The following is a 26,027-nucleotide window of genomic DNA, read 5'->3' on the forward strand; positions in this document are numbered from 1 at the left end:
AATCATGCGTAAGAAAATCGTAGCTGGTAATTGGAAAATGAATTTAGACTATCAATCGGGATTAAGTTTATTCTCTGAAATTATCAATATGGCCAAAGATGAGGTAATTGGAAATCAGGAACTGGTTGTTTGTAGCCCTTTCATCCACTTGTCAAGTCTTGGGCAATTATCTAAGAATGTTACTAATGTGAATATTGGTGCACAAAATATTCATCAGGCGGAGTCTGGAGCATATACAGGTGAGATTTCAGCAGCTCAGGTAAAATCGGTAGGGGCTTCACATGTGATCTTAGGTCACTCTGAAAGACGTGCTTATTTTGGTGAAACAGATGCGTTGTTGGCTGCTAAAGTAGATGTCGCGCTGAAACATGGTCTGACGCCTATATTTTGTATCGGAGAAACAAAAGAAGAACGTGAATCGGGTGATTTCTTTGAAATAATTAAAACACAATTGACAGCTGGATTGTTCCATTTGTCCAATGAAGCTTTTGCTGCAGTCGTATTAGCTTATGAGCCAGTTTGGGCAATTGGGACAGGACTTACGGCTAGCCCAGAGCAAGCGCAGGAAGTTCATCAGTTTATTCGTCAGGTTGTCGCAGAAAAATACGGCCAAGAAGCAGCGGATAACACAAGTATCCTTTATGGTGGATCTTGTAATCCGGGCAATGCGAAGGATCTATTTGCACAGGCAGATATTGACGGTGGTTTGATTGGAGGAGCTTCTTTGAAATCGAGAGATTTTATAGATATTGCCAAAGTGTTTAACGGCTAATTTTTAGAAATGAAATACATAGAGGTTATCTTTCAAATGCTATCGGGTGAGGAATGGCAAAAAGATCTATTGGTATCTGATTTGGCAGACATCGGCTTTGATACTTTTGAAGATACCGAATCAGGATTTGCAGCTTATGTTCCAGCTGCAAATCTTGATTTGCAAGCATTAGAAACGTTAATGCTAAATCTTGATGAAGGACTTGAAGTAGACTATAAGGTTCAGGAAATTGAAAACCAGAATTGGAACAAACTCTGGGAGAGTAATTTTAATCCCATTGAAGTCGGTGGACAGTGTTATGTACGTGCTACGTTTCATGACGCAAAACCTGATTTTCCTTATGAAATAATCATTGATCCTAAAATGTCCTTCGGGACAGGACACCATCAGACCACATCGATGATGCTCCAATATATTTTGGAGAATGATTTTGAGGGTAAGCAGGTGCTGGATATGGGCTGTGGTACGGGTATTCTAGCGATCTTGGCATCCAAAAAAGGTGCTAATGCTGTCCTGGCAGTAGATTATGATGAAATCTGTGTGGACAGTGTGATCGAAAATAGACTGCTTAATACGGTAGACAATATCGAGACTATTTGTGGTTCCTTCGAAGTTTTAGAAGGCCGAATTTTCGATACTATCTTAGCAAATATCAATCGAAATATTCTATTGGAACAATTACCACAATATGCTTTAAGTATCAATAAAAATGGAGAGTTGTACTTAAGCGGATTTTATGAACAGGAAGATTTGGCGATGTTAGGTGATACCGCTGAGTCTTTAGGTTTCGAATTTATCTCCAAAAAAGTTTTAAATAATTGGTGTGCAGCCAAGTTTGTGAAACGGTAAAAGAGCGATGCGTATTCATTTTATAGCGATAGGTGGTAGTGTGATGCATAACCTTGCCATTTCTTTGGCAAAGCAGGGGCACCAAATTACTGGATCTGATGATCAGATTGTGGAACCTTCCCGTTCCCATCTCATCGAAGCTGGCTTATTGCCAGATCAATTGGGTTGGTTTGCCGACAAGGTGACGGAAGATATTGATGCTGTTATTTTGGGTGCACATGCGGAAGCAGATAATCCCGAATTAAAAAAGGCGCAGGAATTAGGCTTGAAGATCTATTCTTTTCCAGAGTTTATACAGGAACTCTCACAGGATAAAATCCGTGTGGTTATTGCAGGGAGCTACGGGAAAACAACGATTACGAGCATGGTTATGCACGTCATGCGCTCCTTAGGAAAAGAATTTGATTATTTGGTTGGGGCGCAATTAAGAGGTTTTGATAAACTTGTGGATATTACCAAGCATAATAAGATTATTATTATCGAGGGAGATGAATATGTTTCGTCCAAAATTGATTCCAAGTCGAAATTTTTATATTATAAGCCTAATATCGCACTAATCTCTGGTATCGTATGGAATGAATTTAATTCCAAAATATCTCAAGAGGAATATATTAAACAATTTGAAGATTTTATTGATTCCATACCCCCTAAAGGAACGCTGATCTATAATAAAGAAGATGCCGTTCTTCAAAAAGTTTTGCAAGATACCAAAGACTGTAAAATTAACCGGCATGGCTATAAGATCCCCGATTACACAATTAATAAGGGGGTTACCTATCTAAATACCGCAGACGGAGAAGTCCCTTTACAAGTATTCGGGAAACATAATCTGTCTAATATCGCAGGCGCTTATACAGTTTGTGAATGGTTGGGCATTAAAAAGAAAGAGTTCTTTGATGCAATAAAGAGTTTTAATACATCTATCCGTTATCTGGAGTTTGTGGCGAGCTCCGAAGGATCTGTGGTCTATCAAGATTATGCCTGCAATGCGGATAAAGTTAGGTCGAGTATTCACGCGGTAAAAGAACAATTTCCTAATCAGAAATTGGTCACAATTATCGAATTAAACTCGTATGATAGTTTAGATTCGTCCTTTTTGTTACAATATGCGGACTCGATGGGAGAGTCGGATCTCTCTGTGGTCTACGTGAATATCCACTCCTGTAAGGAACTTAATAAGGATATTGGAAGTGTTCCTGAGAATATCAAAAGGAGTTTTAATAATACTGATTTAGAGGTTGTTGTGAGCTTAGATGGCCTGTATTCGTTTTTGGATGGGGTTAAATCTAAGGGTTACAATTTACTACTTATGAGTTTAAATAATTATAATGGGGTTAATCTCTCCGTGCTCGCTGATCGGTTTTTTAGGGATTTTTAGAGAAAAAAATATAATTTAATGTAAATTATATTTTTATTTACTATTTTTGTTTAAAATATCTACCAGATGAATGCATTAGGAAAAAAAATCAGATTACTTAGACACCAGAAGGGGTGGAGTCAAGAGGATGTTGCAAAGCGATTGGATATCTCAATCCCAGCATTTTCTAAAATTGAAACAGGTATTACAGATGTAAATCTGTCGCGCCTAAATCAAATCTCAAAATTATTCAATTTGACAGTTGTTCAACTACTATCTACTTCTGATTCAGAAGAGGATAAAGAGTATGTCAATGAGGTCAATGCGTTAACGCAAAAGTTGCAACTACGTGATGGCGAAGTTATCGAACTTCAGAAAAAGGTCATCGATCTTTACGAACAATTGCACAAAAGATAGGGCATATTAAAAATGTTACTGAAAAGGCAATCCAAATGGGTTGCCTTTTTTTGTTTATGCAACTTTATTTTGGCCAAAAGTGATTTTGTTTTTGTTTCTTTGTAAGTATTTTATAAAAATAAAGGTTGATTACTTATGGGGAGACTAAACGGGGATATAACTACTAGCCCGTCGAACGATTTTTTTAAATCGAATGTACTAGGACAGCGCTCAGGGCTGTTCGTACTTTTCTTTACAGAGATGTGGGAACGGTTTTCATTCTATGGAATGCGTGTCCTATTGATGCAATTTTTAACTGCAGCTGTTATTCAAGGTAGCCCATTCTCTGGCTGGGCCTGGACCGCACAACAAGCGGGGGCATTGTACGGAACATATGCAATGATGCTTTATCTGACACCAATACTTGGTGGAATCATTGCCGATAAATACATCGGATCCAGAAAAGCTGTTATTATCGGCTCAGCTATCATGACATTGGGGCATGCTGCAATGGCTTTTGATACTGCGATCATGTTTTTTCTGGGATTGATCTGTTTGGTTATCGGAACAGGTTTTTTCAAACCGAACATGCCTTCAATCCTTGGCGAAATGTATAAAGACCTTCCTGAAAAGAAGGATGGAGCGTATACGATATTCTATATGGGTGTAAATGCAGGCGCTTTCTTTGGGATGATGCTCTGTGGTTACATCGCTGAAACATATGGATGGCATTGGGGATTTGGATTGGCTGGTATTTTTATGCTCTTAGGCACCCTTCAGTTTGTGTTTGCAAAACCACTCATGGGCAACCTTGGTATTTTGGACAAATCCGCGGCCGGGGAGAAGAAAGAAGTTATTGTCAATGATACGGATACTAAAAACCCGTTTACAATAAAGGATTTCGTGCTTATCGGTATTGTCGCTATAATAGGCTTCGTATATGCCTTCAATGACCCATTGTCGAAAAATGGTATTATTGATGTTTTCGCCGGACTGGATACTTCTTTTTTGAGAGGTCAGTATATCATGGTCATTATTGCATTGATCTTGTTTATTTATTTGATCGTTTCCCGGATTTTGCGTTATGACAAGACTGTGCGGGATAGAATGTTTGCTGTGGTGCTTTTGGCGTTTTTCCTTATTTTCTTTTTCATGAGCTTTGAACAGGGAGCAACCTCATTGGTCATTGTCGCAAGGGATAATATCGATAGAGCGCTTACAGGTCCTGCATTGACGACATTTAATGTGGTCAACGGTTTATTAACGATTGTGCCACTAGCAATTATCAGTTGGGTTTTAATAAAACTTGCAAAGGTAACCTGGGATAAGATTGCCATCTCCAATATCGTATTATTTGTCTGCTTTGGACTGATCTGGGGTGCCGCAATCTGGATGCTTTATCAAGAGTTTAATAAAGAAGCTTCAGAAATCAAAGTATCCTGGTTTTCTATCCTCAACTCATTTTTTATCATTGCACTAGCTTCTACGGTATCTAAGATATGGGAATCGAAATACAATCCTTCAGCTGCCTTTAAATATGGATTTGGTCTGATACTGGTTGCCATCGGATTTTTGATTATTGGATTAGGTTCATGGGGCATAGCACCGGGAATGAAAATTTCTATGGTATTTCTCGTCTTGACCTATCTATTTCATACATTGGGAGAATTGTTTATTTCTCCAGTGGGCCTATCATATGTTTCTAAATTGGTTCCAGCACGGATGTTGGCTTTTATGTTCGGTATCTGGTATCTAGCAATTGCTATTGCACAAAAGGTTGCAGCGGTATTGGGCGGGCAGGTAGAAACAATTCAACAGGAATATTCGTTGAGTCACTTTTTCTTTTTATTTACGGCTATTCCAGCTTTGGCCGGATTGCTTGTCATGCTGTTCAATCCTTTGATCAAAAGATTGATGCACGGAATTAAATAATAACTATATAAGCTTCTTTTACGAAAGAAGCTTTTTTGATTAATATAAATACAGTATGGAGGTTAGTACACGGGAATCGCTAGAGGAGATTCAAAATTTTAAGGGAAAGTACCCAAGGCAGATCTGGAGCCTGTTTTTCTCGGAAATGTGGGAAAGATTTTGTTTTTATGGCATGCGGGGCATGTTGGTGTTCTTTATGATCACACAACTGAACTTTGCGGAGAAAGAGGCTAATTTGCAGTATGGAGCTACCCAGGCATTTGTCTATGCCTTTACATTTATCGGTGGTCTTTTTGCTGATAAGATTTTAGGTTTTAGAAAATCATTGTTCTGGGGAGGTATATTGATGATTGTAGGGAGTCTTTTCCTAGCCGCGGATCCACATCAATATTTCTTTTTTGGTCTCTCATTTATTATTATTGGTACCGGCTTTTTTAAACCGAATATCTCTACTATGGTAGGGGAGCTCTATCGTGATGGCGATAGCCGTCGTGATGGTGGTTTCTCGTTGTTCTATGCGGGGATCAATTTAGGTGCGTTTTTAGGTGGCTATGTTTGTGTCGCCATTGGTAAAGGATATATGTTGAGCTCGGTTATCTCCGAACCTCACCGTTGGAATGTTGCCTTTGGTTTAGCTGCGATAGGGATGCTGGCAAGTTTGATTAATTTTCACTTTACCAAAAGACACCTTGGGCCTATCGGGCTTAAACCCGGACACCCAGATGCTATCGTAAAGACGAAAGCCTTGCCAAAATGGGTTGAATATGCGGTATATGCACTGACCTTGATCTTTATACCTGTTATTCAGATTATGGTGTCGAAAACCCAATATACCGACTATTTTATGTATACCATTGGCCCATTGACACTTTTATATCTGTTTTATGAAATGTCACAAGTGACCAAGGAGGAACGCAAGAAATTAATTGCTGCACTAGTGTTTATTTTGTTTTCCATTATCTTTTGGGGGATATATGAACAGAGTGGTGGTTCATTGAGCATCTTTGCTGCCAAGCACCTGAATGACTCTTTACTTGGAGCGGTTACACTTGACCCAAATGGTGTCAATAATTCTGGCGGTGCGTTATTCATTATCGCCTTAGCGCCGTTATTTGGTCTATTTTGGATATGGTTGGGAAAACGTAAACTTGAACCGAATACTATTATCAAGTTTGGTCTGGGCTTTGTTTTCTTGGGTTTAGGTTACTATGTACTTTTTGCGACGCGTTTATTTGCCCATGAGGGCATGACCTCATTGGATATCTTTACGTTTGCCCTATTGGTGATTACCGTCGGGGAGCTTTGTCTTTCGCCAATTGGACTCTCCATTATGACGAAACTATCGCCAGCGAGGTTACAGGGTATTATGATGGGAATGTGGTTTTTGGCAAGTGCGTATGGACAATATGTTGCTGGCTTGATCGGTGCGAGTATGGCTGAAGCAAAAGAAGGAAGCTCGTTGGCGGACAACTTAGTGACGTACACCGAAAGTTATAAGCAATTAGGCTTATATTCTTTAATTGCTGGTGTGGTACTGATTGCATTGTCGCCTGTGGTGCGGAAATTAATGGGAAATGTGAAATAATCCCTAATCAAATATTTTCCAAAAAAGATCGTATTAAAAATCTTTTTTTGGCATTAGTACTTAGTCCTAATTGACGGACTGGATCTTTATAAAAGGGAGCAAATTCATAGCGAGTTTGCTCCCTTTTTTGTATCAGGGTAAGCGATATCCGGATTAGATAGGGGTAAACCTTTATGGTCAATGCGTCGCACCAGCTTCCAGACATCGCCGTAGCTGTGTCGCACTGCGACCGTGGTGAATGCGACATGAGTCCGTGGTGAGTCCGTGTTAAACACGGAAATATGCTGTAAGCACCTAGGCTACTCCATGCTCTTATCTGCTCTCAGGGACGAAGAAGGGGTAAATATGTCCCGTAGTATAGTCGAAGGATAACCGAATAATCCAAAATACTCGGACTTCGTTTCGAAAAATTATATATCCTTTTGTATTTAAAATATATGCATTTGTGGATTACTTGGGTATGGAGATAGTTGGCCTAAAGGGGATGATTATTATTTTGTAATATTTACAATCATACAGCCAACAACAAAGTAAATAAAGAATGTTTCGATGTTAATTACCTATAGGAAATAGGATAAACAAAAAAGCTTGACTATTTTTGGTCAAGCTTTTTTGTTTATCCGTAAATCCATTTGAATTTATAATCTTTTTCAGGAATCTTCATGCGGTCAGCTAATCTAGTCAAGCGATCCGGTAATTTTAAGAGGTAGTCTCTTGCTTTCTCACCTTTCTCATTTAGACCTGTAACTTGATCAATTTTCCACTCATTATTAAGTTCTTTCAAGATATCGACATAATCTAATGCAGTATACACACCTAGTCGCTGTGCAGCATCGGAAAAGTGTGCGAAAGCTTCGCCCTGAGGTTCGCCTGCTTCTCTTAAAAACTGTGCTGGCATGACAATCTTTTTGCGCATCATATCTTCAAATGCAATCATTACTTCACTTGCGTCTACTGTCATGGCCTTTGATATGAAAGACATATATGCTTTGGCATGGCGTGCTTCATCCGAAGCAATGACACCACACATCTTTGCCAGAAGCTTATCACCACCTTTTTTAGAAAGTCCCGACACCCGACGATGGGATACGTTGGTTGCAAGTTCCTGGAATGAAGTATATATAAAGTTACGGTAAGGATCAGCACCAGTGCCGATATCGAAACCATCTTGTATCAAATATTGTGTAGACATCTCAAACTGACGCATATCTATTCTACCCGACAGATAAAGGTATTTGTTCAATAGATCGCCGTGACGGTTTTCTTCTGCAGTCCATGCACGAACCCATTTCATCCATCCGCCTTGTTCGTTTTTATCGACATCCTCAACCATTGTCAGCCAAGATTCGTAGGTTGGAAGGGCCTCTTCGGTAATCGTATCACCAACTAATACCGCAACTAAGTCATAGGATAGTTCTTTGGCGCTTTCCTGTAAATCTCTTATTTCCTCAAAAAAAGTATCCCTTGAAGCGTCCGGAAGGAAATCAGCAGGTTGCCACATTTCTTCTACAGGCTTCAGGTATTCGCTCATTTCATTCAACATGAAAGGCTCCAAGTAGGCCATCACTTCTTTACGTGAGCCTTCTGGTAAATTTAGAGGTAATTCTTGCATATCAATACAAAGGTAAATAAATAGCATCAATAAATTATAAAAGCAAGATATAATTGTAAAAAATGGCAAATGACCTACAAAAAGTGGTTCTTTAATGGTATTGAGCCACTTTTTATTTTGATCGATCAAGTAACTTGGATGATTGATAATGACATAAAAAACAGATTGTCGGCCCTGTATTCGATAAAATACTATTAACTTTGTATAAATTATTTAGACGACTTTGGAAAAATATAATATAGATAAAATACGTGCAGATTTTCCTATTCTAAAAAGACAGGTAAATGGCAAACCTTTGGTTTATCTGGACAATGGTGCGACAACACAAAAGCCTAATGCGGTAATCAATTCCATTGCACATTATTATACAGATATGAATAGTAATGTACATCGTGGAGTTCACTACCTCAGCCAGATATCGACAGATGCTTTTGAGGTGACTCGTAAAAAGCTTCAATCTTTTATCAATGCGCCTGAAGACAAGCAAGTGATTATTACCAAGGGGACGACCGATAGTATCAATTTGGTTGCGACTTGCTATGGCAGAGCATTTATCCACGCGGGAGACGAAATTATTATTTCTGCAATGGAGCACCACTCCAATATTGTTCCCTGGCAGATGCTCTGTGATGAAAAAGACTGTAAGATCCGTGTTATCCCGATGAATGATAAGGGGGAGCTCGATATGGACGCCTATCAAAACCTCATTAACGAAAGAACGAAGCTAGTTGCTGTAACTTATGTCTCCAATGCACTAGGTACGATCAATCCGGTAAAAGAGATCATCTCGATTGCGCATAAGCATGGGGCTGTCGTATTGATAGATGCGGCGCAGGCTGTCCAACATATCCAGGTTGATGTGCAGGATCTTGATGTTGACTTTTTAGTTTTCTCAGGGCATAAAATGTATGGACCAACTGGTGTCGGTGTGTTGTATGGTAAGGAAGATCTGTTAAACGCAATGCCTCCTTATCAAGGCGGTGGCGATATGATCAAAGAAGTGACTTTTGAAAAGACAACCTATAATGAATTGCCTTTTAAATTTGAAGCGGGTACTCCGAATATTGAAGCGGGGATCTGTTTGAATGAGGCGATAGACTATATTAATTCGATTGGCTTAAAAAATATTGAGGCTTACGAACACGAGTTGCTGGAATATGCATTGGAAAAATTGTCGCAGATCCCGGGGATGAAATTTATAGGTACTGCAGATCAAAAATGTTCTGTTATTTCATTTATCATTGAAGGTACACATCCTTATGATGTAGGGGTGATTTTGGATAAATTGGGTATTGCTGTGCGAACTGGACACCACTGTGCTCAGCCTGTAATGGATCGCTTTGGTATCCCTGGGACAATCCGGGCTTCGTTAGCACTTTACAACACAAAAGAAGAAATAGATATCTTGGTGGCGGGTATTCAGCGTGCGGTCAATATGTTAGTGTAATAAAAACGATTATGACAATTAATGAAATACAAAACGAATTAGTTGAAGATTTTGCTTTCTTTACAGATTGGATGGAAAAATATGAATACATCATCCAATTGGGCAAGGAAGTTCCTTTAATTGATGAGCAATATAAGACAGAAGAATATATTATCAAGGGCTGTCAGTCTAAGGTATGGTTGTACCCGGAAGTGAAAGATGGAAAGGTATTTTTTACAGCAGATAGCGATGCGATTATCACTAAAGGGCTGGTTAGTCTGATGGTCAAAGTGCTATCGGGACATACCGCAAAAGAGATTGTTGATGCGGACCTGTATTTCGTTGATGAAATCGGTTTAAAAGAACACTTGTCGCCAACACGGGCCAATGGTTTATTGTCGATGATCAAACAGATGAAATTATACGCAGTGGCGTTGCAGGTAAACGCATAACCAGAACTGTTCAAAAATTAAAAGCGAACTCTCTTGAAATTGAATTTCTAAAAGGAGATCGTTGACGAATGATATTAATGAAAAATGGGAGTGTCCAACCTTTTTGGATACTCCCGTTTTTTTATCTATCCCACCCTCTAGTGTGGAATGCTGTTATCTTAAATAAAATTATCCGATCAAGTCTTTGATAATTATTTTTTTCATTTTCATTAAGGCTTCTTCAGCTCCTGGATTTCGAAGGTATGTTGCAATTTGTGTTGGCACAATTTGCCAGCTCACGCCGAATTCATCTTTACACCATCCACACATGCTCTCTTGTCCCTGTTGTGTAATGCGATTCCAGTAATAGTCAATTTCATCTTGATCCTTGCAAAGGATGGTGAGGGAAATACCTTCACTAAACGTAAAGTCCTGAGTGACTCCGCTATCCATGGCCATTAAGGTAAATCCATTGATAAGAAATTGAGTGTGCTGGATTTCCCCTTTATAATCGCCTTCCGGATAACGTAAAATACCGTTGCTGTGAAAATCTTTGAATAGTTCTTCATAGAACTGAACTGCTGTTTCGCACTTGCCTTGTTGAGGCCCGCAATACATTAGCGTAGGGACGATTGCTTGTTGGTTTGTGTCACTTACGTTGCCTTGGTATAACTGCCAGTTTACACCATATTTGTCCGCCACCCAGCCATAATAAGCACTCCAGGGATAGCTGTTTAGTGGCATCAGTACGTTTCCGTCTACGGATAATGTATTCCAGATGCGATCAATCTCTTCGGCTGATTCGCAGATCACCATAAATGATATGGATGGATTTGGCTTAAACATCGGTCCTCCATTGATGCCGATAAATTTTACGCCATTAAGCAGTGCCTCGACAACGATCGGGGAGTTACTTTCAATATGACTGTTTGGAAAAGTCCGGCAGTATAAATCAAAAGCTTCCTTCGCATTCTGATCAAACCATAGGGACGGTATAATTGAATTTTCCATGAGCGTCGATTTTTAGTTTAAAATTCACTTATTTATATTTATCGTGTAATCCTTTATTTGCAGTAATCAGTGGTTTGATTTTCTCCAGACGGGATAATTTGGTTTTTTCCTGTTTCGCTTCGTCGATATACTGGATATATTCTTTTTGTTTTCCTGGTGTGAGGGCCTTGAAGTGATCATGAAATACCTGATCTAAATGGAGTGCTTCCAAAAGAATTCCAGAAGGAGGTATGGCTTCGCTTTTGGAGGGTTTAATTTCTTTTCCCTCGTCAATTGTTCGAATAGATTCTTGGATATAAGCCTCGATTTTGGTGCTATCCATTTCGCTGACATGCTGAAAACGCCATTGTCGAAGAGCTTTGGTTTTGCCTTCGGACGCGCTGATCAAGACATTTTCCTTATCTTTTAAAAATACACCGTTATAGAACCATAGGGAAAAGAAGTTTTTGAAACCACCCCATCCGATGACATTCTTCCCTTTGTGTGTATAGATGTCACTGCCCCATTTGAACTCTTTTTTTAGTGTGGTTTTTAGTAGAATCTGTTGCATCAGTTCTTCGGCTTCTAGCCAATTTCCTCTGCTTTTATGCCAGTTGGGGCCCTGTTTATCCTTGAGTTTTTCGATATTAAAGGCAACAATATCACGAATGATTTTTTCCGGTAAGGGTTGGTCAATCGGAATCTGTATTGCTCCTTTTGATGTTTTAAAATCTTTAAGTTCTGCTGCGAAATGCGTGATGGCGTCAGGTCCGGGGTATAGTCCGAGATGCTGTTTATTCATTGCAAAATGGATCAGATTGCCATTAAATCGAAATGTAGGCATCTGATAGGAAATGGTTTCTGTGGCTTCAGCTGGGACTACTTCAGCAATCAGCTGCCGTACCTGATTGAGATAGGTCTTCTTGTCCCCTTCGAATTGGTCAATATACTCGTCAATTGTTGAAACGCTACTTATCATAATCTTGTGTCTAATTCTTGATCCTGCTGTATTGGGTTGTTATAAATTGGATGGTCTCTTGCATTAATTTGGTCAGATGTTCCGTATTGATGTCACTCAGCTTTTTAATGTAAATGCAGGCTTTACCTATTTTATATTTGCCCAGTTGTTCCACAAGTGACCGATGTTCTTCAAGTCCGGTATATACATAAAGTGAAATGGCAGCTTTGCGGGGGCTGAACCCGATTAAGGGTGCATACCCTTCATGCCCGCTTGCATATTTATAGTAATACTGTCCAAAGCCAATGATGGATTCGCCAAACATTTTCGGTGCTTCGTTTGAGACAGATTGCATCAATTGTACCAATTGGATGCTGTCGGCCCGCTTTTGCCCATCGGGTATATCCTGAATAAAATCATCGACACTTTTTTCGATATAAGAGGTTTTATTTACCGCCATTTTTTATTTCTGTTAAAACATAAAATCAAAAGCACCCTTCCGAAGATTGATATTATATTCAAGGTAGGCCTTCATGCAGGCTAGAAAGTTTGCCCACCCTTCGGTCTGACGCATCATAATCAAAATGCCTTCCTTATCGTTGTTCATTTCATGTTCTGTAATTTTGACAACAGTGGATCCCTCTCCGACGGAAGATAAGCTGATTTCAACCAGTTGATTTGCTAATCCGCCACTCCAGTCAAAGGAGATATAGTCGTCTGGACGGATTGTTTTTCCGGTTACAGGAAAACTGTCAGGGAACTCAGGGAAATTCCATTCTACTGTTTTTCCGGTCTCCAGACGGCCTGTTGAGGACTTAATAAAATAGTGATTCATTTTGTTGGGATCAACGATGGCTTCAAAAACTTCATTGATGGGTTTTTGGATCTGAATACTTGCTTTTGCGGTTAACTTTTCCATGTTCTGAATTTTAAACAAATATTGTATAAATACCGATAACTTGTATCTGCTATTTTTGTGTGTACTTACTGAGTCCATCCTGAAATTCCATTGAAGCATGCGTGCCATCGCAAAATGGTTTGTTGGATGATTGCCCGCAACGACAAAGGGTCTGGCGGTTTCGTACTTCATAATACTTGCCACTGCTGCTTTTTACAGGGATTCCACCCCAAAGTGCGATAGGTCCACTGCACTGATTCAATACGTCTTCAATGAGACCGACTTCGGCTACGGTATTTTCTTCGATAGGCGTATTCTCCTGGTTCCAAACAAGCAGTCTGCCACTGGGACAGTAATGGGCCATATTTATGGCGCCTTCTAAAGAGTTTTCATCGCTATAGGATATCTCATTCCAGATTCTTTTCCCTTGATCACAGAAGCGTGCAAATGCGCATAGTTTTTCGTCGTCGCTGAGGGAAAATACGGGGCCTTCAATAATTTCCGCTGTTTGGAGCGAATCATGTAGTGTCGCTGTATCGGTCAGGTCGACACCAAAGGACCTGGCCTGCTCATGAGAGTTGTCACAAAAGGGCTTATTTTTAGACAGCCCACAGCGACATAAATAAGTGTCTTTTTCAAGTTTAAAAGATTCGCCGTTTTCATAGGATCTGGAGACGCCCTGTCGATCTGGAATAATATATTGCAAATGAAAGGGTACCTGCCCGTGTAAAATATACGGACCGTCTTTGGTAACTTCGATAAAGATTTCACTGGTATTGGCCGTAGATCCTATTTGAACATGCCAATAATCTGAGGGATTGCTCATGAGTCCTTAAGTTTATAGTATAAAATAAACAGTACAGAAGCGGATAGGTTTTATTTTTTCTGACTTTGGTTGTTACTCCCCTAAAATGAACAAAAATTGCACCTTATCTTTAGCTATTTGAGTTATTTTTGAAGATAATACAAAATTTTCTGTTACACTATTGTCTTCCTCAAAGCTTTAGTGCAGCTATTGGAGACAATTATAATATCGAAATTTATGATAAAAATCAGGTGTTGCCTTATTCTAATGCTTTCAACTGCTGTATTGGTGGTCATGGGACAGGTGCAGAATGTAAATAAAGGGAATGAAGCTGCAGATATGTTTAATGACCCGAGCACGAGGGATAGAAACGCGATATCCGCTGCGGAAGCAGGCTGGTGGAAAGAATCCTTAGTGGGGCAAGAGCAACGTATCAAAAAATGGAAAGAGGCCTCCTTTGGAATGTTTGTCCACTGGGGCATTTATTCACAATATGGTAATATCTGGAAGGGGAAGAAAGGAGGTGGATATGCTGAGCATCTTATGCGTGTCATGCAAATTCCCCGTCAGGAATACCTGGATTCGGCCGCAAGATTTAACCCTGAAAAATTTAATGCAGAAGAATGGGGGATGTTAGCTAAAAATGCGGGCATGAAATACTTTATCATTACGGCTAAACATCACGACGGTTTTGCGATGTACCCGTCGCAATATGCTAGCGCTTATTCTACCAAGAGCACTGCTTTCAAACGAGATCCAATGGCGGAACTTGCGAATGCGTGCCGTAAACATGGTTTGTTGTTTGGATTTTACTATTCCCATGCTTTTGATTGGGAAGACCCCAATGCGCCGGGGAATGACTGGGATTATAACAACCCGGGCGGAGATAAGCTTTTGGGTGGAGCAAACTGGTTTGACAACCATCCAGAGTGGCTGCCCAAAGCAAAACGTTATGTGGATGAAAAAGCAATTCCACAAATACAGGAACTGATCCATAAATATCAGCCCGATTTACTGTGGTTTGATACGCCACATAAGCTGCCTTTGTCGGAAAATTTAAGGATTCTGAAAGCAATTCGGGATGCTGATCCTAGGATTGTTGTTAACGGGCGATTAGCACGTACAGAGGGCAGGAATTATGGTGATTATTTAAATACCGCTGACCGACCAGAAGAGTTCTATCCTGTTTCTAACGGCGCTTATTGGGAGGCTATCCCAACGACCAATGATTCATACGGTTATTCGTCAACAGATATGAATCATAAACCAACCGCCCATTTTATCCAGTTGTTGGCGAAAGCTAAGGCTATGGATGGGAATATTTTATTGAATATGGGTCCCAAAGGTGATGGCAGTTTCGATGAACCGGATGTGGCTATTTTGAAGAGTATGGGGCTGTGGATGACAAAAAATAAAGAGAGTGTTATGGGTGTGGATCCTTCTCCCTTGCCTCGTCAACAATGGGGAGTGATCACAAAAAGAAAGAGCACATTGTATCTGCATGTCTTTAATCGGCCAAAAGGAGAGCAATTGACCGTAGGTGGTCTTACAGCTGGTATCAAATCCATCTCGTTATTGTCTTCAAAAAAGAGCATCAATGGGTATAATTCCGACGCTGTAGGTCTTCATATCCCTTTGGATCAAATAGATGCTGACCCGGCAGATGAAGTTATTGTTGTCCAGTTAAAACAGGATATAGCTGCGCCTGAATCCAATAATCTGATTTATGTGGATGCACAGGTCACTGAAAATCGTTTATTGTCTTTCTATGCGAAACAGTATGGGGATCCGATGAAATTTGGAGATGCCAAAAGAGACCGTTATTATGTGTCCGGATGGAAAAATAGTAATCAATATCTCGGATGGGATATCAATGTGTTAAAACCAGCACAATTTAATGTTTCGGTACGCTATGTCAAGGATGTTGGAAATACTGGTGGAGATATGGTCTTAAAAATAGGTGGGAAAGTAATTGATTTTTCAATTGATCCGTCATCTCCAACAAGTGGACGAGGAAATTCGCTTGGGCTTGGACAAATAGACTTGCCATTAGGAAAGCAATCTGTGGAACTTCGTGCAAAAAATATTGTTGGGGGAGAAGCAGTGAAATTTTTGGAGGTTGTGCTGACGCAGGATTAAAAACAGTTCATGAGGACGGGGATCCTGATCCTGTTTAAACAAAAAAAGCTAATCTTGCGATTAGCTTTTATTTTGTGATCCCGCTGGGATTCGAACCCAGGACCCATACATTAAAAGTGTATTGCTCTACCAGCTGAGCTACGGAATCCTTTCTGTTTTTGAAAGTGATGCAAAGGTATAAAAATATGTGATTGTGTCCAAGTCTTTTTGTGTTTTTTATTGATATATTTTATAACCGTTTATAAATTACGTATTTATTTTTCTCGACGATGCGGATTCCTATTTGAGGTCAGTGGAATTTGATCGTAAATCGAGCGATTTTGGGTACACCTTTTTCGGCTTTTCTGAAACCAATAGCTTGTTAAAATGAAAAAGTCGGCAATTGGTGCCGACTTTTTTATATTTTGAGGAATAGGAGAGTAACATTATTCTGTCACAACGCCCATATTGCTGAATTTGTCAATTCGTTCTTTGATCAATGTATCGCTGTCTTTTGCTGTTAATTCAGCTAGATCTTTCAATAATTGTTCTTTAAGATTAGCGGCTGCTTTTGCCGGATCTTGATGAGCACCGCCTAATGGCTCAGGAATGATACCGTCTATCAGACCATTGCTTAACATATCACTGGACGTTAGTTTCAACGCTTCGGCTGCTTTCTCCTTGTGATCCCAGCTCCTCCATAAGATGGATGAGCAAGATTCTGGTGAAATAACGGAATACCACGTATGTTCCATCATATACACACGATTACCTACTCCAATACCCAAGGCTCCTCCGGATGCACCTTCACCGATAACGACGCAGATGATAGGCACTTTAAGTACGGCCATCTCCATGAGATTGCGCGCAATGGCTTCACCTTGTCCACGCTCTTCCGCTTCCAACCCAGGATAAGCTCCCATCGTGTCGATCAAAGTGATCACAGGCTTATTGAATTTTTCAGCCATTTTCATCAAGCGCAATGCTTTACGGTAACCTTCGGGATTGGCCATGCCAAAATTATGATATTGACGTTCTTTGGTATTTTTACCTTTCTGATGACCAATGATCATAACAGGATTACCATCGATTGAGGCCATTCCACCTACAATTGCCTTGTCATCTTTTACCGTGCGATCACCGTGCAATTCAATAAATTCATCGCAGATAGCTTCGATATAATCATAGGTCTGTGGACGATCCTGATGACGGGACATTTGAACATTCTGCCATCCAGTTAAATTGCTGTATATTTCTTTTTCCGTAGAAGCAAGTTTTTCCTCAAGTTCACGAACGGTTGCGCTCATATCAACTTGGGTTTTTTCGGCAACTTGTGTTACCTTTTCAATCTGCAATTGCAAATCTGCAATTGGCTTTTCAAAATCAAACGTGGTTTTCATATATCTATTTTATGAAAATATTCAGGGGGCTAATTTAGCGCATTTTTTCCGAAATTAAAATTTGAGCGTACAATATCATTGGAAATCCTTTGTTACATTTGCGTTATAATCTCGGTGGTGGCTTAATTTTTGATTGTAAGCCTGTGAAAAATGTTGACTTATGCTGAAAAAATACTTTTACTTTCTTTTTCTATTGATTTCGCCCATACTTGCCAGATCGGAGAGCTATCCGGAGGTTCTATTTGATAATAGTATAATCAATGGAAGCTATGCAAAAAGCATGGCGCATTACACTGGAGAGTCTTGGGTACAAAATGTGAATCATAGTCTTCCTGTTTCGGATAGCCTGTTTTTTACTCCAGGGAACTCGCTTTCGCTACGTTACGTTTCATCCCCCAATGGTAAATGGGAGGCCAGTATATTAAATGATAAGCAAAAATTTCAGTATATGATCGCTAAGGATGATCATTTAACCTTTAAATTGTTTATCCAAAGTAACACCGAAAAAGGACAGTTGCCTAAAGTTGCCCTGCAACAAAACGATGTACGCAGTAATGCCCTGGATATTACACATTACATCGAAGACTTTGCCTATGATACTTGGCTCAATGTTTCTATTCCTGTATCGAAATTTGAAGGTATTACCATTGGAAAAGCCATTTCCTCGTTACTATTGGAACAAAATGGAACCAGTGCAACTACCCATCAACTTTTTATTGATCAAATAGAATTTCTGCCAAGAAATTATCCAAAAGTGAAACTGTCATCGGCAGCTATTTTATCTAAAATAGGTTCTGTAGACAAGCAAGTTGAACTTGTGTGGCAGTTGCCTTTAACTCCGAGTATTCGCTACGTGAAAATTTATAGATCAGAGGATAAGCTTAATTTTCAGCCAATTGCAATCTTGCCGATCTATGTACAGAAGTGTCTCGATCGGGTGAATGAGTATAATAAAAACTATTATTATAAAATAGCATGGGTTGACTACAACTATGTGGAGTCCCCGTTTTCCGATGTAAAAGAAATACAGACCAAAAAAGGGACCGATGCTGAGATGCTAAATTTTATTCGGAACGCGCATGTCAACTATTTTATTGATAATTATGATGTAAACAGTGGTATGTACCTCCCTGATCGCGGAAATCGGCAGGCTGTTGTTTCAACGAATGAAACAGGTTATGCCATTTTGGGCCTACTTGTTGCTGCTGAAAATCAATTGATATCCAGACAGGCTCTATTATCACGGATGACACGTATGGTAAAATTCTTAGGGGCAGCACAAAATCATCAGGGTGTTTTTACTGCCTTTTACGATGGGAGATCAGGTGTGCCCTTCTATCGGGATTCTGTGCCTACCTATGATATAAGAGGAACTTCCCATTTAATGGAGTCATTGTTAATCGCCCGTGAATACTTCGCAAAGGAGGATCCGGAAGAGCAATCCTTAAGGAAATCAATTACTACTTTATGGGAAAGAATAAATTGGCGTTATTTTACAGATCCAAATAATACAGATGTTCTCTGGAATAAGTGGTCACCTATAGATAGTACAGCGAGGTCACGTCCATTGGGTGGATTTAATGAGAGTCTAAGTACCTATCTGCTGGCGATGTCTTCTCCTACACATCCTTTAGCCGCTTCAGCTTACATGAATGGATTTGCAACCAAACATGGGGATGCAATGGATTTTACTGATGAGTTAAATACGCTGGCTCCAGAGATAAAAACAAAATTAAATGACTCACTTGCGCGTTCTATAAGCAGCAACCCATTGATCGGTAGTATTTGGAATGCACCTGCCTCAATCTATTCGGATGATAAGGTTATCTTCGCTAAAAGTATTGCAGGAGGGAATCTGGCGGAGTCACTGATGTCTGTTTATCGACCATTTTTAATCATGGATCCGAAAGGAAAAGTGGATAATTTTGTGGATTATAAAAAGTATCTGTCAGATTATATACTAGCCTATAAACGGAGAGATAATGAATTGAATATTGGGACGAGATTTACGGATATCTGGGGGGTTGAACACACGGACAATTCTTATCAGGGATATTTTGTCAATCCTGCGATTTCAATTGCTTCCTATCCATTTGAAAGGGAGATAGGTATGAAAGCCATGCGTAAATTTTACGAGGAATATGCTGATGTGCTGTTTACACAATATGGATTCAGAGCATGGATCGATCTGAAAAACAATGATGTTTCTGAAAGCTATCGGGCAAGGAATCAGGCTACAATAGCCATAATGATCGAAAATGCCAATTCAGGGATGATCTGGAAGTTGTATGAACGGATCCCAGAGATTAAAAAGACATTGGATACAGTTTATGTGAAGAAATAGATTTGTTACGATCCGGTAGACGGAAAAGGAGTGCCCTTTTGGAGTTTTTTCCTTATATTTACCCTGCTTAAATCGACAATAAATACGTTAAAAACGATGCTTAGAAAAATTAATTTGGGACTATTGGCCGTATGCGCAAGTTTATCATTATTTTCTTGTAAACAACAGGCTATTGTAGTTAATCCTGGGGCTGTTGTCACAAAAGATGGAACTGATGATGGTTTGAAAAATGTGAAAAAGGATTTTAATGATGCGAAAAGGACTGATGAGGGAATTAAATTCAGTATTTCATCCGATCTATTGTTTCCGACAAATTCTTCCTATCTGTCTGACAAAGCGAAGACTGAAGTAAGTAAGCTCGCCGTAATTTTGAACGAAAACAACAATAAAATTAAAGTTGATGGTTATACTGATGCGACTGGTACTGTCGAATATAATCAATGGCTTTCGGATAAACGTGCTGCATCTGTAAAGAAATTCTTGGTAGATTCAGGTGTACAGGAGTCCCGTATTACTGCTAAAGGTTTTGGTCAGTCAAATCCTGTGGGCGATAATAAAACACCGGACGGACGTCAGAAAAATAGAAGGGTGGAAGTGACTATCCTAGATAAAAAATAAAATTATCAGGACTTTTTCCTGAACTAAAAAGCGAGATATTTTATGAATATATCGCTTTTTTTATGCCTTTATCAGCGGCATTAAGCATTCTTGTTAAAATGCGCCATGGAGTTAGCTCCTATCTCCACCCGTATAATCGCGCTGATCATAATATAAATTTTTAGACAATCTTGGAAGAAAAGATATCCGTTGAAAGAAATGAATTGTGTCCTCCTGATTTTCGGGAGGCACTCCGGTTTTGGTTTATACTGGGCTGGATAAGTTTTGGTGGAACAACAGGGCATATTACCCTCATGCATGATTTCTTGGTGGACAAGAAAAAGTGGGTAAGCAATAAGAAGTTCTTTCAGGCGCTTAACGCCTGTATGTTGCTACCCGGACCTGAGGCACATCAATTGACCATCTATCTTGGCTGGAAATTGCATGGTCTGAAAGGTGGGATATTAGCGGGCTTGTTCTTTATTTTACCTTCTTTGTTTATTATATTTGGACTTAGTCTGGTGTACGTCTACTTTGGTAACTCGACAATTCTTTCTGCGTTATTTTCGGGTTTAAAACCCGCAGTTCTAGCGATTATACTGTTTGCAACCTATAAAGTGGGGCAAAAATCATTATTGAGTATATGGCATTATCTTGTAGCTCTGGTGGCATTTTTACTTTCTTATTTTGTTAAAATACCTATGCCCTGGATTATTCTTGGGGTTATTGGTGGGGGCTTCATTCTTTATTTCCTAAAAACCAAAAAAGCCACTGCTATAGTTGAAAAGGAAGAAGCGGAAGATGTCGAAGAATGTTATCCTATTAATTCGTTAGAGAAAGTGCCGCCAATTTCTGTGCGTAAGATTGGCATTCAATTATCTGCATTTTTCCTGTTGTGGTTGGGGCCGTTTATTTTCTTGTATTTATTTATGCCAGATGCTGCATTTTGGAAAGAACTCTCTTTTTTGTTTACGAAATCGGCTTATTTTACCATTGGAGGGTCATATACTGTTATTCCCTATATCGCAGGTCTGGTTACGGAAAAATTTTTTTGGTTGGCAAAAATACAAATGATAGATGGTTTTGCTTTGGCCGAGACGACGCCAGGTCCGTTGGTAATCGTGTTGGCTTATGTGGGGTTTATGGCTGGGTTCAACCATTTCGACCATTCGTATGTCATGGCTGCGGTAGGTCTGGCGGCTACCGCTTATTTTACTTTTTTGCCAAATTTCGCATTGATCTTCGTTGGGGCTCCCTTGATTGAGCGGTCTCAAAAGAATACAGCCATCCAGTACGTACTTTCTTTGGTCACGGCCTCTGTGGTGGGGGTGATTGTTAATTTAGCTTGTTATTTGGGACAGGGTATTTTGTTTCCTAAGGTATTCGCGGTGGCGGAGTTGGATTGGAAAGCACTGCTATGGGGCGCTGTTTCAGTTTTTCTATTATTTCGCTATCGGATCGGGATGTTGCAGCTGATACTTTTGAGTTTGCTTTATGGCTTTTTGCTTTACCTGCTATTATAAACAAGAAAAGCCCATCGACTGATGAGCTTTCTTGTACCTAGGGCGGGAATCGAACCCGCACTCCCTTAACGGGAACAGGATTTTAAGTCCTGCGTGTCTACCAGTTCCACCACCTAGGCAGGTGAGCGAAAAACGAGATTCGAACTCGCGACCCCAACCTTGGCAAGGTTGTGCTCTACCAGCTGAGCTATTTTCGCATGGAATTTTTATTTCAATTTTAAAAAGAACCTCGTGTTCCTTTTTGGTGATGCAAATATAGAGCGAAAATTTAATATTGCAAAATATTTGTTTACTTTATTTTATTGTTTTTTATAACTCCTTTGAATTCAGTATAGAAAAAATTAAATCGCTTTCAAATCCCCTAGACAACGCAAATTGATAGACTTTGTTCCTAACGATGAAAGAATCTTTACTGTTTATTTCCCGAATTTTTTTGTCAATAATATTTTCCAATATAGTTTCGTATTCGTCTAGGTCAATCTGCTTGAATGCAATTTTTATCAATTGCTCAGAAACCCGCTTTCCCTTTAGAGCCTGTTTGATTTTGATTTTGCCCCATCCTTTCATGCGAAGCTTCCCATTACAATAGGCTATCGCGAAGCGCTCTTCATTTAAAAAGTTTTCTGTGATTAAATTTGCTATAATATTTTCGACATCCTCCTCATGCAGCCCCCAGCCGTAAAGTTTGTCCCGCACTTCTTGTTGGGACCTTTCCTGGTAAGCACAATAATTTTCAGCCTTTAATTGAGCCTGACGTGCTGTTAGTATCTTTTTGTTTCTTTTATCTTCTTCGAACATATTGTCAAAATTTCAAAAATAATATGAAATAACTAAAAAAATGTTCAGTTTTGATCCAATCAAAATATCAGGAGAATGTATAAAATATCGGAAATCGTCCAGATTTTACACCCTAATCGCACATTTATCACGGATCCCAATTCTTTAGTTCAGCATTTATTTTATGATAGTCGGAAGATTGTTCAGGCTGATAACGGTGTGTTTTTTGCACTTCAGAAGAGTAGGGATGGCCATCATTATATCAAAGAGGCCTATGATAAGGGCGTGAGAAACTTTGTTCTGCAGATAGATGAGGAACAGGAACTGTTATTTCCGGATGCAAATCTGATATGGGTTTCGGATAGCCTCGAAGCTATGCAAGTATTGGCGGCTTTTCATAGGCAAAAGTTTAGTTTTCCGGTTATCGGCATCACTGGCAGCAATGGGAAGACAATAGTCAAGGAATGGTTATATCAGCTCATGTCTCCTGAATATAAGATCTACCGTAGTCCTAAAAGCTACAATTCACAATTGGGTGTTGCTCTTTCGCTATGGGGCTTATCGGACCAGTATAACCTGGCGATTATCGAAGCTGGAATTTCTGAGAAGGGAGAAATGGTGAAGTTGGAAAATATGATCAAACCAACAATCGGCCTACTAACAAATATAGGCGTGGCCCATAAAGCTGGTTTTGAGTCAAAGAACGAAAAGATCTACGAAAAAATAAACCTGTTCAAGGATGTTGAAACCATGATCTTTCCCAGCCGTTATGTAGAGGATATTCAACTGCCCTATCGACCTCGAAAGTTTTCCTGGGGATTTGATGAAGGGCTTTCATTGGAGGTTTATTCTCTCAAGCAGGTGGATGATAAGTTCACGGTAGCCACACTTTTCTATGGCGGACGGACATTTGCCATCGAGGTACCTTTTGTCGATAAGGGAAATGTGGAAAACGCGATCAACTGCGTTGCCGTTATGTTGCGTTTTGGTTATGAAAAAGAGGTAATTGCATCGAGAATTAAGGAGCTGCAGCCAGTTGCGATGCGACTAGAGCTAAAAAAAGGGAAAAAGAATAGCTCGATTATTGATGATTCCTATAGTAATGATCTGGATGCCTTGCAGATCGCGCTCGAGTTTTTAAATCAGCAGGGGCAGCATCCCCGAAAAATATTGATCCTTTCCGATATACCGGGCGTAAATATAACGGATGAGAAAAGTTTGTCAAAATTGAAACGCTTACTTTCAGAATACCGGCTAGATAAACTGATCTTGATTGGGGAGATCTTGACACAGGTAGCTGATCAATTTGCTGTTCCATCAGTGTCTTATCCTAGTACAACAGCATTTTTGGAAGATATCAGGGCTATTCAATTGGAGGATTCTACTATTTTATTGAAAGGGGGACGAGAATTTCACTTTGAACGAATCAGCCGGTTGTTAGTGGCGAAATCACATGATACCGTGCTTGAGATCAACCTGAACGCCATGGAGAATAACTTGAATGTCTATCGTCAACTGTTGCCAAAACATGTAAAATTGATGTCGATGGTCAAAGCATTTTCTTATGGGAGTGGAAGCTTTGAGATTGCAAACCTTTTACAGTTCAATAGGGTGGATTACCTGACTGTTGCATTTGCCGACGAAGGGGTTGATCTGAGGGGAGCAGGCATCACATTGCCAATTGTTGTGATGAGTCCAGATGAAAATACGTTTGAATCTATTGTTCAGCATAATCTTGAACCTGAGATTTATAGCTTTCGAATTTTGTCTTCTTTCTTGAACTACTTAAAAGGGAAGGGGATTGCGTCCTTTCCGGTTCATATCAAAGTGGATACAGGAATGCATCGTCTTGGTTTCATGCCTGATGAGGTCGATAGACTCAGTACGGAGCTAAAGGAAGGTTCGATACTTCAGGTAAAGTCGGCATTTTCCCATTTGGCCTCCGCTGGAAATAAGGAGGATAATGCTTTCACCCAACAACAGATTGACCTCTTGGATCAATTTACAAAGCGCCTTGAAGAAGGTCTCGGATATTCATTCTTAAAACATATTGCAGCGACTTCGGGCATCGAACTATGGCCGCAGGCTTATTTTGATATGGTTCGGTTGGGAATTGGACTGTATGGGATCGATGTTGAACGACATGATCTTCCGCTTAGAGAAGTCAGTAGTTTGAAGACCAATGTGACGCAAATAAAACATTTGGCTGCTGGAGAGACTGTAGGTTATAATCGGCATGGGGTATTGCACCGGGATAGCAAAACAGCAACCATAAAAATTGGTTATGCCGATGGGTATGACAGACGTTTTGGTAATGGTGTAGGAAAGATGATGGTCAATGGCTGTCTTGTACCGACGATCGGAGATATTTGCATGGACATGTGTATGCTTGACGTTACGGATATCGAAGTTGCCGAGGAAGACGAGGTAATCGTTTACCCCGATATTAAGCTTGCTGCGAAATCTATCGGAACTATTCCTTACGAATTGTTGACGAGTATCTCGCAACGGGTAAAAAGAGTATATTTTTATGAATAATAAAGGATATTCTGCATTTTTGTATAAATATATTTTGATTTTCTAACTCATGCTGGGCAAATTATTCAGGGGATTTATTAATTATCTAATTCGAGGTATTCTCGTTGTTGTACCTTTGGCTGGTGCTGTCTTTCTGATCGTATGGATTTTTGCATCGATAGACTCTGCGCTTAATCTGACTGAACATTTTTTTCAGGATGAAAAAGGGCATCCGCTATATATTCCCGGAATCGGAATCTTGACAGTCATTCTTATCCTTGTTCTTGCGGGAGTGATATTTACGAATTTTGTGACTGATCCGATTAAAGTGTGGATCAATCATCAGATCAAAAGAATACCACTTTTGAATACCTTGTACACTTCGATAAAGGATTTCACTGAAGCATTTGTGGGTGATGCGAAAAAATTCAATGAACCCGTGCTGGTGACTGTAAACGAGTTCGGACTAAAAAAGATCGGGTTCCTGACACAGCATGATCTGAAAAGTATTGGTTTAGAAAATGAGGTAATGGTTTATTTTCCCTATTCCTATTCCTTTGCCGGTCAGGTTGTTATTATCAGTGCGGATAAAGTTAAAAAGCTGGATATGTCACCTACCGATGCAATGAAACTTGTGGTTTCCGGTGGTGTCAGTGGGATAGCGCATTAGAACATTAACGGAGTAGAGCGTAACGAAAAAAGAATCTATACAGAAGGCAAACAGCGATAGGATTTGTGGA

The 26,027-nt window shown here is 39.8% G+C and carries 22 protein-coding genes and 3 tRNA genes; 14 read left to right on the plus strand and 11 right to left on the minus strand.

Features of this window, described 5'->3' with window-relative positions:
- Positions 1–4 precede the first annotated feature (4 nt).
- From tpiA to M2408_RS25865, 6 genes are all read left to right on the plus strand, one after another.
- Entirely contained in the window at positions 5–772 is a 768-nt protein-coding gene (tpiA, locus tag M2408_RS25840) for a triose-phosphate isomerase (RefSeq protein ID WP_259187466.1), read from the plus strand.
- Positions 773–781: 9 nt separating this feature from the next.
- Positions 782–1,621, plus strand: a complete 840-nt coding sequence (prmA, locus tag M2408_RS25845) for a 50S ribosomal protein L11 methyltransferase (protein ID WP_259187469.1) — start codon at positions 782–784, stop codon at positions 1,619–1,621.
- A 7-nt stretch (positions 1,622–1,628) separates the two neighbouring features.
- Complete coding sequence (locus M2408_RS25850; protein WP_259187471.1) at positions 1,629–2,999, plus strand: Mur ligase family protein; 1,371 nt, start codon at positions 1,629–1,631, stop codon at positions 2,997–2,999.
- Positions 3,000–3,065: 66 nt separating this feature from the next.
- Complete coding sequence (locus tag M2408_RS25855; protein ID WP_120259412.1) at positions 3,066–3,395, plus strand: helix-turn-helix domain-containing protein; 330 nt, start codon at positions 3,066–3,068, stop codon at positions 3,393–3,395.
- Between the two features lie 135 nt (positions 3,396–3,530).
- A complete protein-coding gene (locus M2408_RS25860; RefSeq protein ID WP_259187472.1) occupies positions 3,531–5,306 on the plus strand; it encodes a peptide MFS transporter in 1,776 nt (591 codons plus the stop codon).
- 55 nt (positions 5,307–5,361) lie between these two features.
- Positions 5,362–6,891, plus strand: coding sequence for a peptide MFS transporter (locus tag M2408_RS25865; RefSeq protein WP_259187473.1), 1,530 nt, complete (start codon positions 5,362–5,364; stop codon positions 6,889–6,891).
- A 616-nt stretch (positions 6,892–7,507) separates the two neighbouring features.
- Here M2408_RS25865 and M2408_RS25870 read toward each other — a convergent pair.
- The gene (locus M2408_RS25870; protein ID WP_120259999.1) at positions 7,508–8,503 is read right to left on the minus strand and encodes an acyl-ACP desaturase; all 996 of its coding nucleotides are present in this window, start codon (positions 8,501–8,503) and stop codon (positions 7,508–7,510) included.
- A 223-nt stretch (positions 8,504–8,726) separates the two neighbouring features.
- Here M2408_RS25870 and M2408_RS25875 point away from each other — a divergent pair, with 223 nt between their 5' ends.
- Together M2408_RS25875 and M2408_RS25880 are read left to right on the plus strand one after the other, a co-directional pair.
- Complete coding sequence (locus M2408_RS25875) at positions 8,727–9,950, plus strand: cysteine desulfurase (protein WP_259187475.1); 1,224 nt, start codon at positions 8,727–8,729, stop codon at positions 9,948–9,950.
- Between the two features lie 11 nt (positions 9,951–9,961).
- Positions 9,962–10,381 carry a SufE family protein gene (locus M2408_RS25880; RefSeq protein ID WP_120259416.1) on the plus strand — a complete coding sequence of 140 codons (420 nt, stop codon included), beginning with the start codon at positions 9,962–9,964 and terminating at the stop codon, positions 10,379–10,381.
- Positions 10,382–10,549: 168 nt separating this feature from the next.
- Here the strand turns inward: M2408_RS25880 and M2408_RS25885 are convergent, their stop codons facing one another.
- From M2408_RS25885 to M2408_RS25905, 5 genes are read right to left on the minus strand one after another with little or no spacing between them, the layout of a single operon-like run.
- Positions 10,550–11,371, minus strand: a complete 822-nt coding sequence (locus M2408_RS25885; RefSeq protein ID WP_259187477.1) for a VOC family protein — start codon at positions 11,369–11,371, stop codon at positions 10,550–10,552.
- Positions 11,372–11,399: 28 nt separating this feature from the next.
- On the minus strand, positions 11,400–12,329 hold the full coding sequence (locus M2408_RS25890; protein WP_259187478.1) for a DUF1801 domain-containing protein: 930 nt from the start codon (positions 12,327–12,329) through the stop codon (positions 11,400–11,402).
- 10 nt (positions 12,330–12,339) lie between these two features.
- The gene (locus M2408_RS25895; RefSeq protein WP_259187479.1) at positions 12,340–12,768 is read right to left on the minus strand and encodes a DUF1801 domain-containing protein; all 429 of its coding nucleotides are present in this window, start codon (positions 12,766–12,768) and stop codon (positions 12,340–12,342) included.
- 12 nt (positions 12,769–12,780) lie between these two features.
- The gene (locus M2408_RS25900; RefSeq protein ID WP_259187480.1) at positions 12,781–13,227 is read right to left on the minus strand and encodes an SRPBCC domain-containing protein; all 447 of its coding nucleotides are present in this window, start codon (positions 13,225–13,227) and stop codon (positions 12,781–12,783) included.
- Positions 13,228–13,276: 49 nt separating this feature from the next.
- Positions 13,277–14,032, minus strand: coding sequence for a CDGSH iron-sulfur domain-containing protein (locus M2408_RS25905; protein ID WP_259187481.1), 756 nt, complete (start codon positions 14,030–14,032; stop codon positions 13,277–13,279).
- 216 nt (positions 14,033–14,248) lie between these two features.
- Between M2408_RS25905 and M2408_RS25910 the strand changes: the two genes are divergently transcribed.
- On the plus strand, positions 14,249–16,150 hold the full coding sequence (locus tag M2408_RS25910) for an alpha-L-fucosidase (RefSeq protein WP_259187482.1): 1,902 nt from the start codon (positions 14,249–14,251) through the stop codon (positions 16,148–16,150).
- Positions 16,151–16,225: 75 nt separating this feature from the next.
- Here M2408_RS25910 and M2408_RS25915 read toward each other — a convergent pair.
- Positions 16,226–16,298 (minus strand) — tRNA-Lys (locus tag M2408_RS25915).
- Between the two features lie 277 nt (positions 16,299–16,575).
- The gene (locus M2408_RS25920; protein WP_120259503.1) at positions 16,576–17,529 is read right to left on the minus strand and encodes an acetyl-CoA carboxylase carboxyltransferase subunit alpha; all 954 of its coding nucleotides are present in this window, start codon (positions 17,527–17,529) and stop codon (positions 16,576–16,578) included.
- 160 nt (positions 17,530–17,689) lie between these two features.
- On the opposite strand from M2408_RS25920, the gene M2408_RS25925 reads away from it, so the two are divergent.
- The 3 genes from M2408_RS25925 to chrA all read left to right on the plus strand — a co-directional run bounded on the left by M2408_RS25925 (position 17,690) and on the right by chrA (position 21,993).
- Positions 17,690–19,873 carry a glucoamylase family protein gene (locus M2408_RS25925; protein ID WP_259187484.1) on the plus strand — a complete coding sequence of 728 codons (2,184 nt, stop codon included), beginning with the start codon at positions 17,690–17,692 and terminating at the stop codon, positions 19,871–19,873.
- A gap of 96 nt (positions 19,874–19,969) precedes the next feature.
- Positions 19,970–20,491, plus strand: coding sequence for an OmpA family protein (locus M2408_RS25930; protein ID WP_120259505.1), 522 nt, complete (start codon positions 19,970–19,972; stop codon positions 20,489–20,491).
- A 170-nt stretch (positions 20,492–20,661) separates the two neighbouring features.
- Positions 20,662–21,993, plus strand: a complete 1,332-nt coding sequence (gene chrA / locus M2408_RS25935) for a chromate efflux transporter (RefSeq protein ID WP_259187485.1) — start codon at positions 20,662–20,664, stop codon at positions 21,991–21,993.
- A 34-nt stretch (positions 21,994–22,027) separates the two neighbouring features.
- On the opposite strand, the gene M2408_RS25940 is transcribed toward chrA, so the two are convergent.
- From M2408_RS25940 to M2408_RS25950, 3 genes are all read right to left on the minus strand, one after another.
- Positions 22,028–22,112: transfer RNA gene (locus tag M2408_RS25940), tRNA-Leu, on the minus strand.
- 5 nt (positions 22,113–22,117) lie between these two features.
- Positions 22,118–22,190, minus strand: a tRNA-Gly gene (locus tag M2408_RS25945).
- Between the two features lie 112 nt (positions 22,191–22,302).
- A complete protein-coding gene (locus M2408_RS25950) occupies positions 22,303–22,791 on the minus strand; it encodes a regulatory protein RecX (protein ID WP_259187487.1) in 489 nt (162 codons plus the stop codon).
- Positions 22,792–22,866: 75 nt separating this feature from the next.
- Between M2408_RS25950 and M2408_RS25955 the strand changes: the two genes are divergently transcribed.
- Together M2408_RS25955 and M2408_RS25960 are read left to right on the plus strand one after the other, a co-directional pair.
- Entirely contained in the window at positions 22,867–25,308 is a 2,442-nt protein-coding gene (locus M2408_RS25955) for a bifunctional UDP-N-acetylmuramoyl-tripeptide:D-alanyl-D-alanine ligase/alanine racemase (RefSeq protein WP_259187489.1), read from the plus strand.
- Positions 25,309–25,357: 49 nt separating this feature from the next.
- On the plus strand, positions 25,358–25,957 hold the full coding sequence (locus M2408_RS25960; protein WP_120259509.1) for a DUF502 domain-containing protein: 600 nt from the start codon (positions 25,358–25,360) through the stop codon (positions 25,955–25,957).
- Positions 25,958–26,027 lie beyond the last annotated feature (70 nt).

It is taken from the genome of Sphingobacterium sp. BIGb0165, assembly GCF_024810095.1.
GTDB lineage: Bacteria > Bacteroidota > Bacteroidia > Sphingobacteriales > Sphingobacteriaceae > Sphingobacterium > Sphingobacterium detergens.

Bases quoted from the DNA above. Each gene is read 5' to 3' on its own strand.
- M2408_RS25925 (WP_259187484.1), top strand. From the start codon at position 17,690: ATGCTGAAAAAATACTTTTACTTTCTTTTTCTATTGATTTCGCCCATA.
- M2408_RS25955 (WP_259187489.1), top strand. From the start codon at position 22,867: ATGTATAAAATATCGGAAATCGTCCAGATTTTACACCCTAATCGCACA.
- M2408_RS25890 (WP_259187478.1), bottom strand. From the start codon at position 12,329: ATGATAAGTAGCGTTTCAACAATTGACGAGTATATTGACCAATTCGAA.
- prmA (WP_259187469.1), top strand. From the start codon at position 782: ATGAAATACATAGAGGTTATCTTTCAAATGCTATCGGGTGAGGAATGG.
- M2408_RS25905 (WP_259187481.1), bottom strand. From the start codon at position 14,032: ATGAGCAATCCCTCAGATTATTGGCATGTTCAAATAGGATCTACGGCC.
- tpiA (WP_259187466.1), top strand. From the start codon at position 5: ATGCGTAAGAAAATCGTAGCTGGTAATTGGAAAATGAATTTAGACTAT.
- M2408_RS25900 (WP_259187480.1), bottom strand. From the start codon at position 13,227: ATGGAAAAGTTAACCGCAAAAGCAAGTATTCAGATCCAAAAACCCATC.
- M2408_RS25930 (WP_120259505.1), top strand. From the start codon at position 19,970: ATGCTTAGAAAAATTAATTTGGGACTATTGGCCGTATGCGCAAGTTTA.
- M2408_RS25910 (WP_259187482.1), top strand. From the start codon at position 14,249: ATGATAAAAATCAGGTGTTGCCTTATTCTAATGCTTTCAACTGCTGTA.
- M2408_RS25865 (WP_259187473.1), top strand. From the start codon at position 5,362: ATGGAGGTTAGTACACGGGAATCGCTAGAGGAGATTCAAAATTTTAAG.
- M2408_RS25960 (WP_120259509.1), top strand. From the start codon at position 25,358: ATGCTGGGCAAATTATTCAGGGGATTTATTAATTATCTAATTCGAGGT.
- M2408_RS25855 (WP_120259412.1), top strand. From the start codon at position 3,066: ATGAATGCATTAGGAAAAAAAATCAGATTACTTAGACACCAGAAGGGG.
- M2408_RS25880 (WP_120259416.1), top strand. From the start codon at position 9,962: ATGACAATTAATGAAATACAAAACGAATTAGTTGAAGATTTTGCTTTC.
- M2408_RS25885 (WP_259187477.1), bottom strand. From the start codon at position 11,371: ATGGAAAATTCAATTATACCGTCCCTATGGTTTGATCAGAATGCGAAG.
- M2408_RS25950 (WP_259187487.1), bottom strand. From the start codon at position 22,791: ATGTTCGAAGAAGATAAAAGAAACAAAAAGATACTAACAGCACGTCAG.
- M2408_RS25870 (WP_120259999.1), bottom strand. From the start codon at position 8,503: ATGCAAGAATTACCTCTAAATTTACCAGAAGGCTCACGTAAAGAAGTG.
- M2408_RS25920 (WP_120259503.1), bottom strand. From the start codon at position 17,529: ATGAAAACCACGTTTGATTTTGAAAAGCCAATTGCAGATTTGCAATTG.
- M2408_RS25860 (WP_259187472.1), top strand. From the start codon at position 3,531: ATGGGGAGACTAAACGGGGATATAACTACTAGCCCGTCGAACGATTTT.
- M2408_RS25850 (WP_259187471.1), top strand. From the start codon at position 1,629: ATGCGTATTCATTTTATAGCGATAGGTGGTAGTGTGATGCATAACCTT.
- M2408_RS25895 (WP_259187479.1), bottom strand. From the start codon at position 12,768: ATGGCGGTAAATAAAACCTCTTATATCGAAAAAAGTGTCGATGATTTT.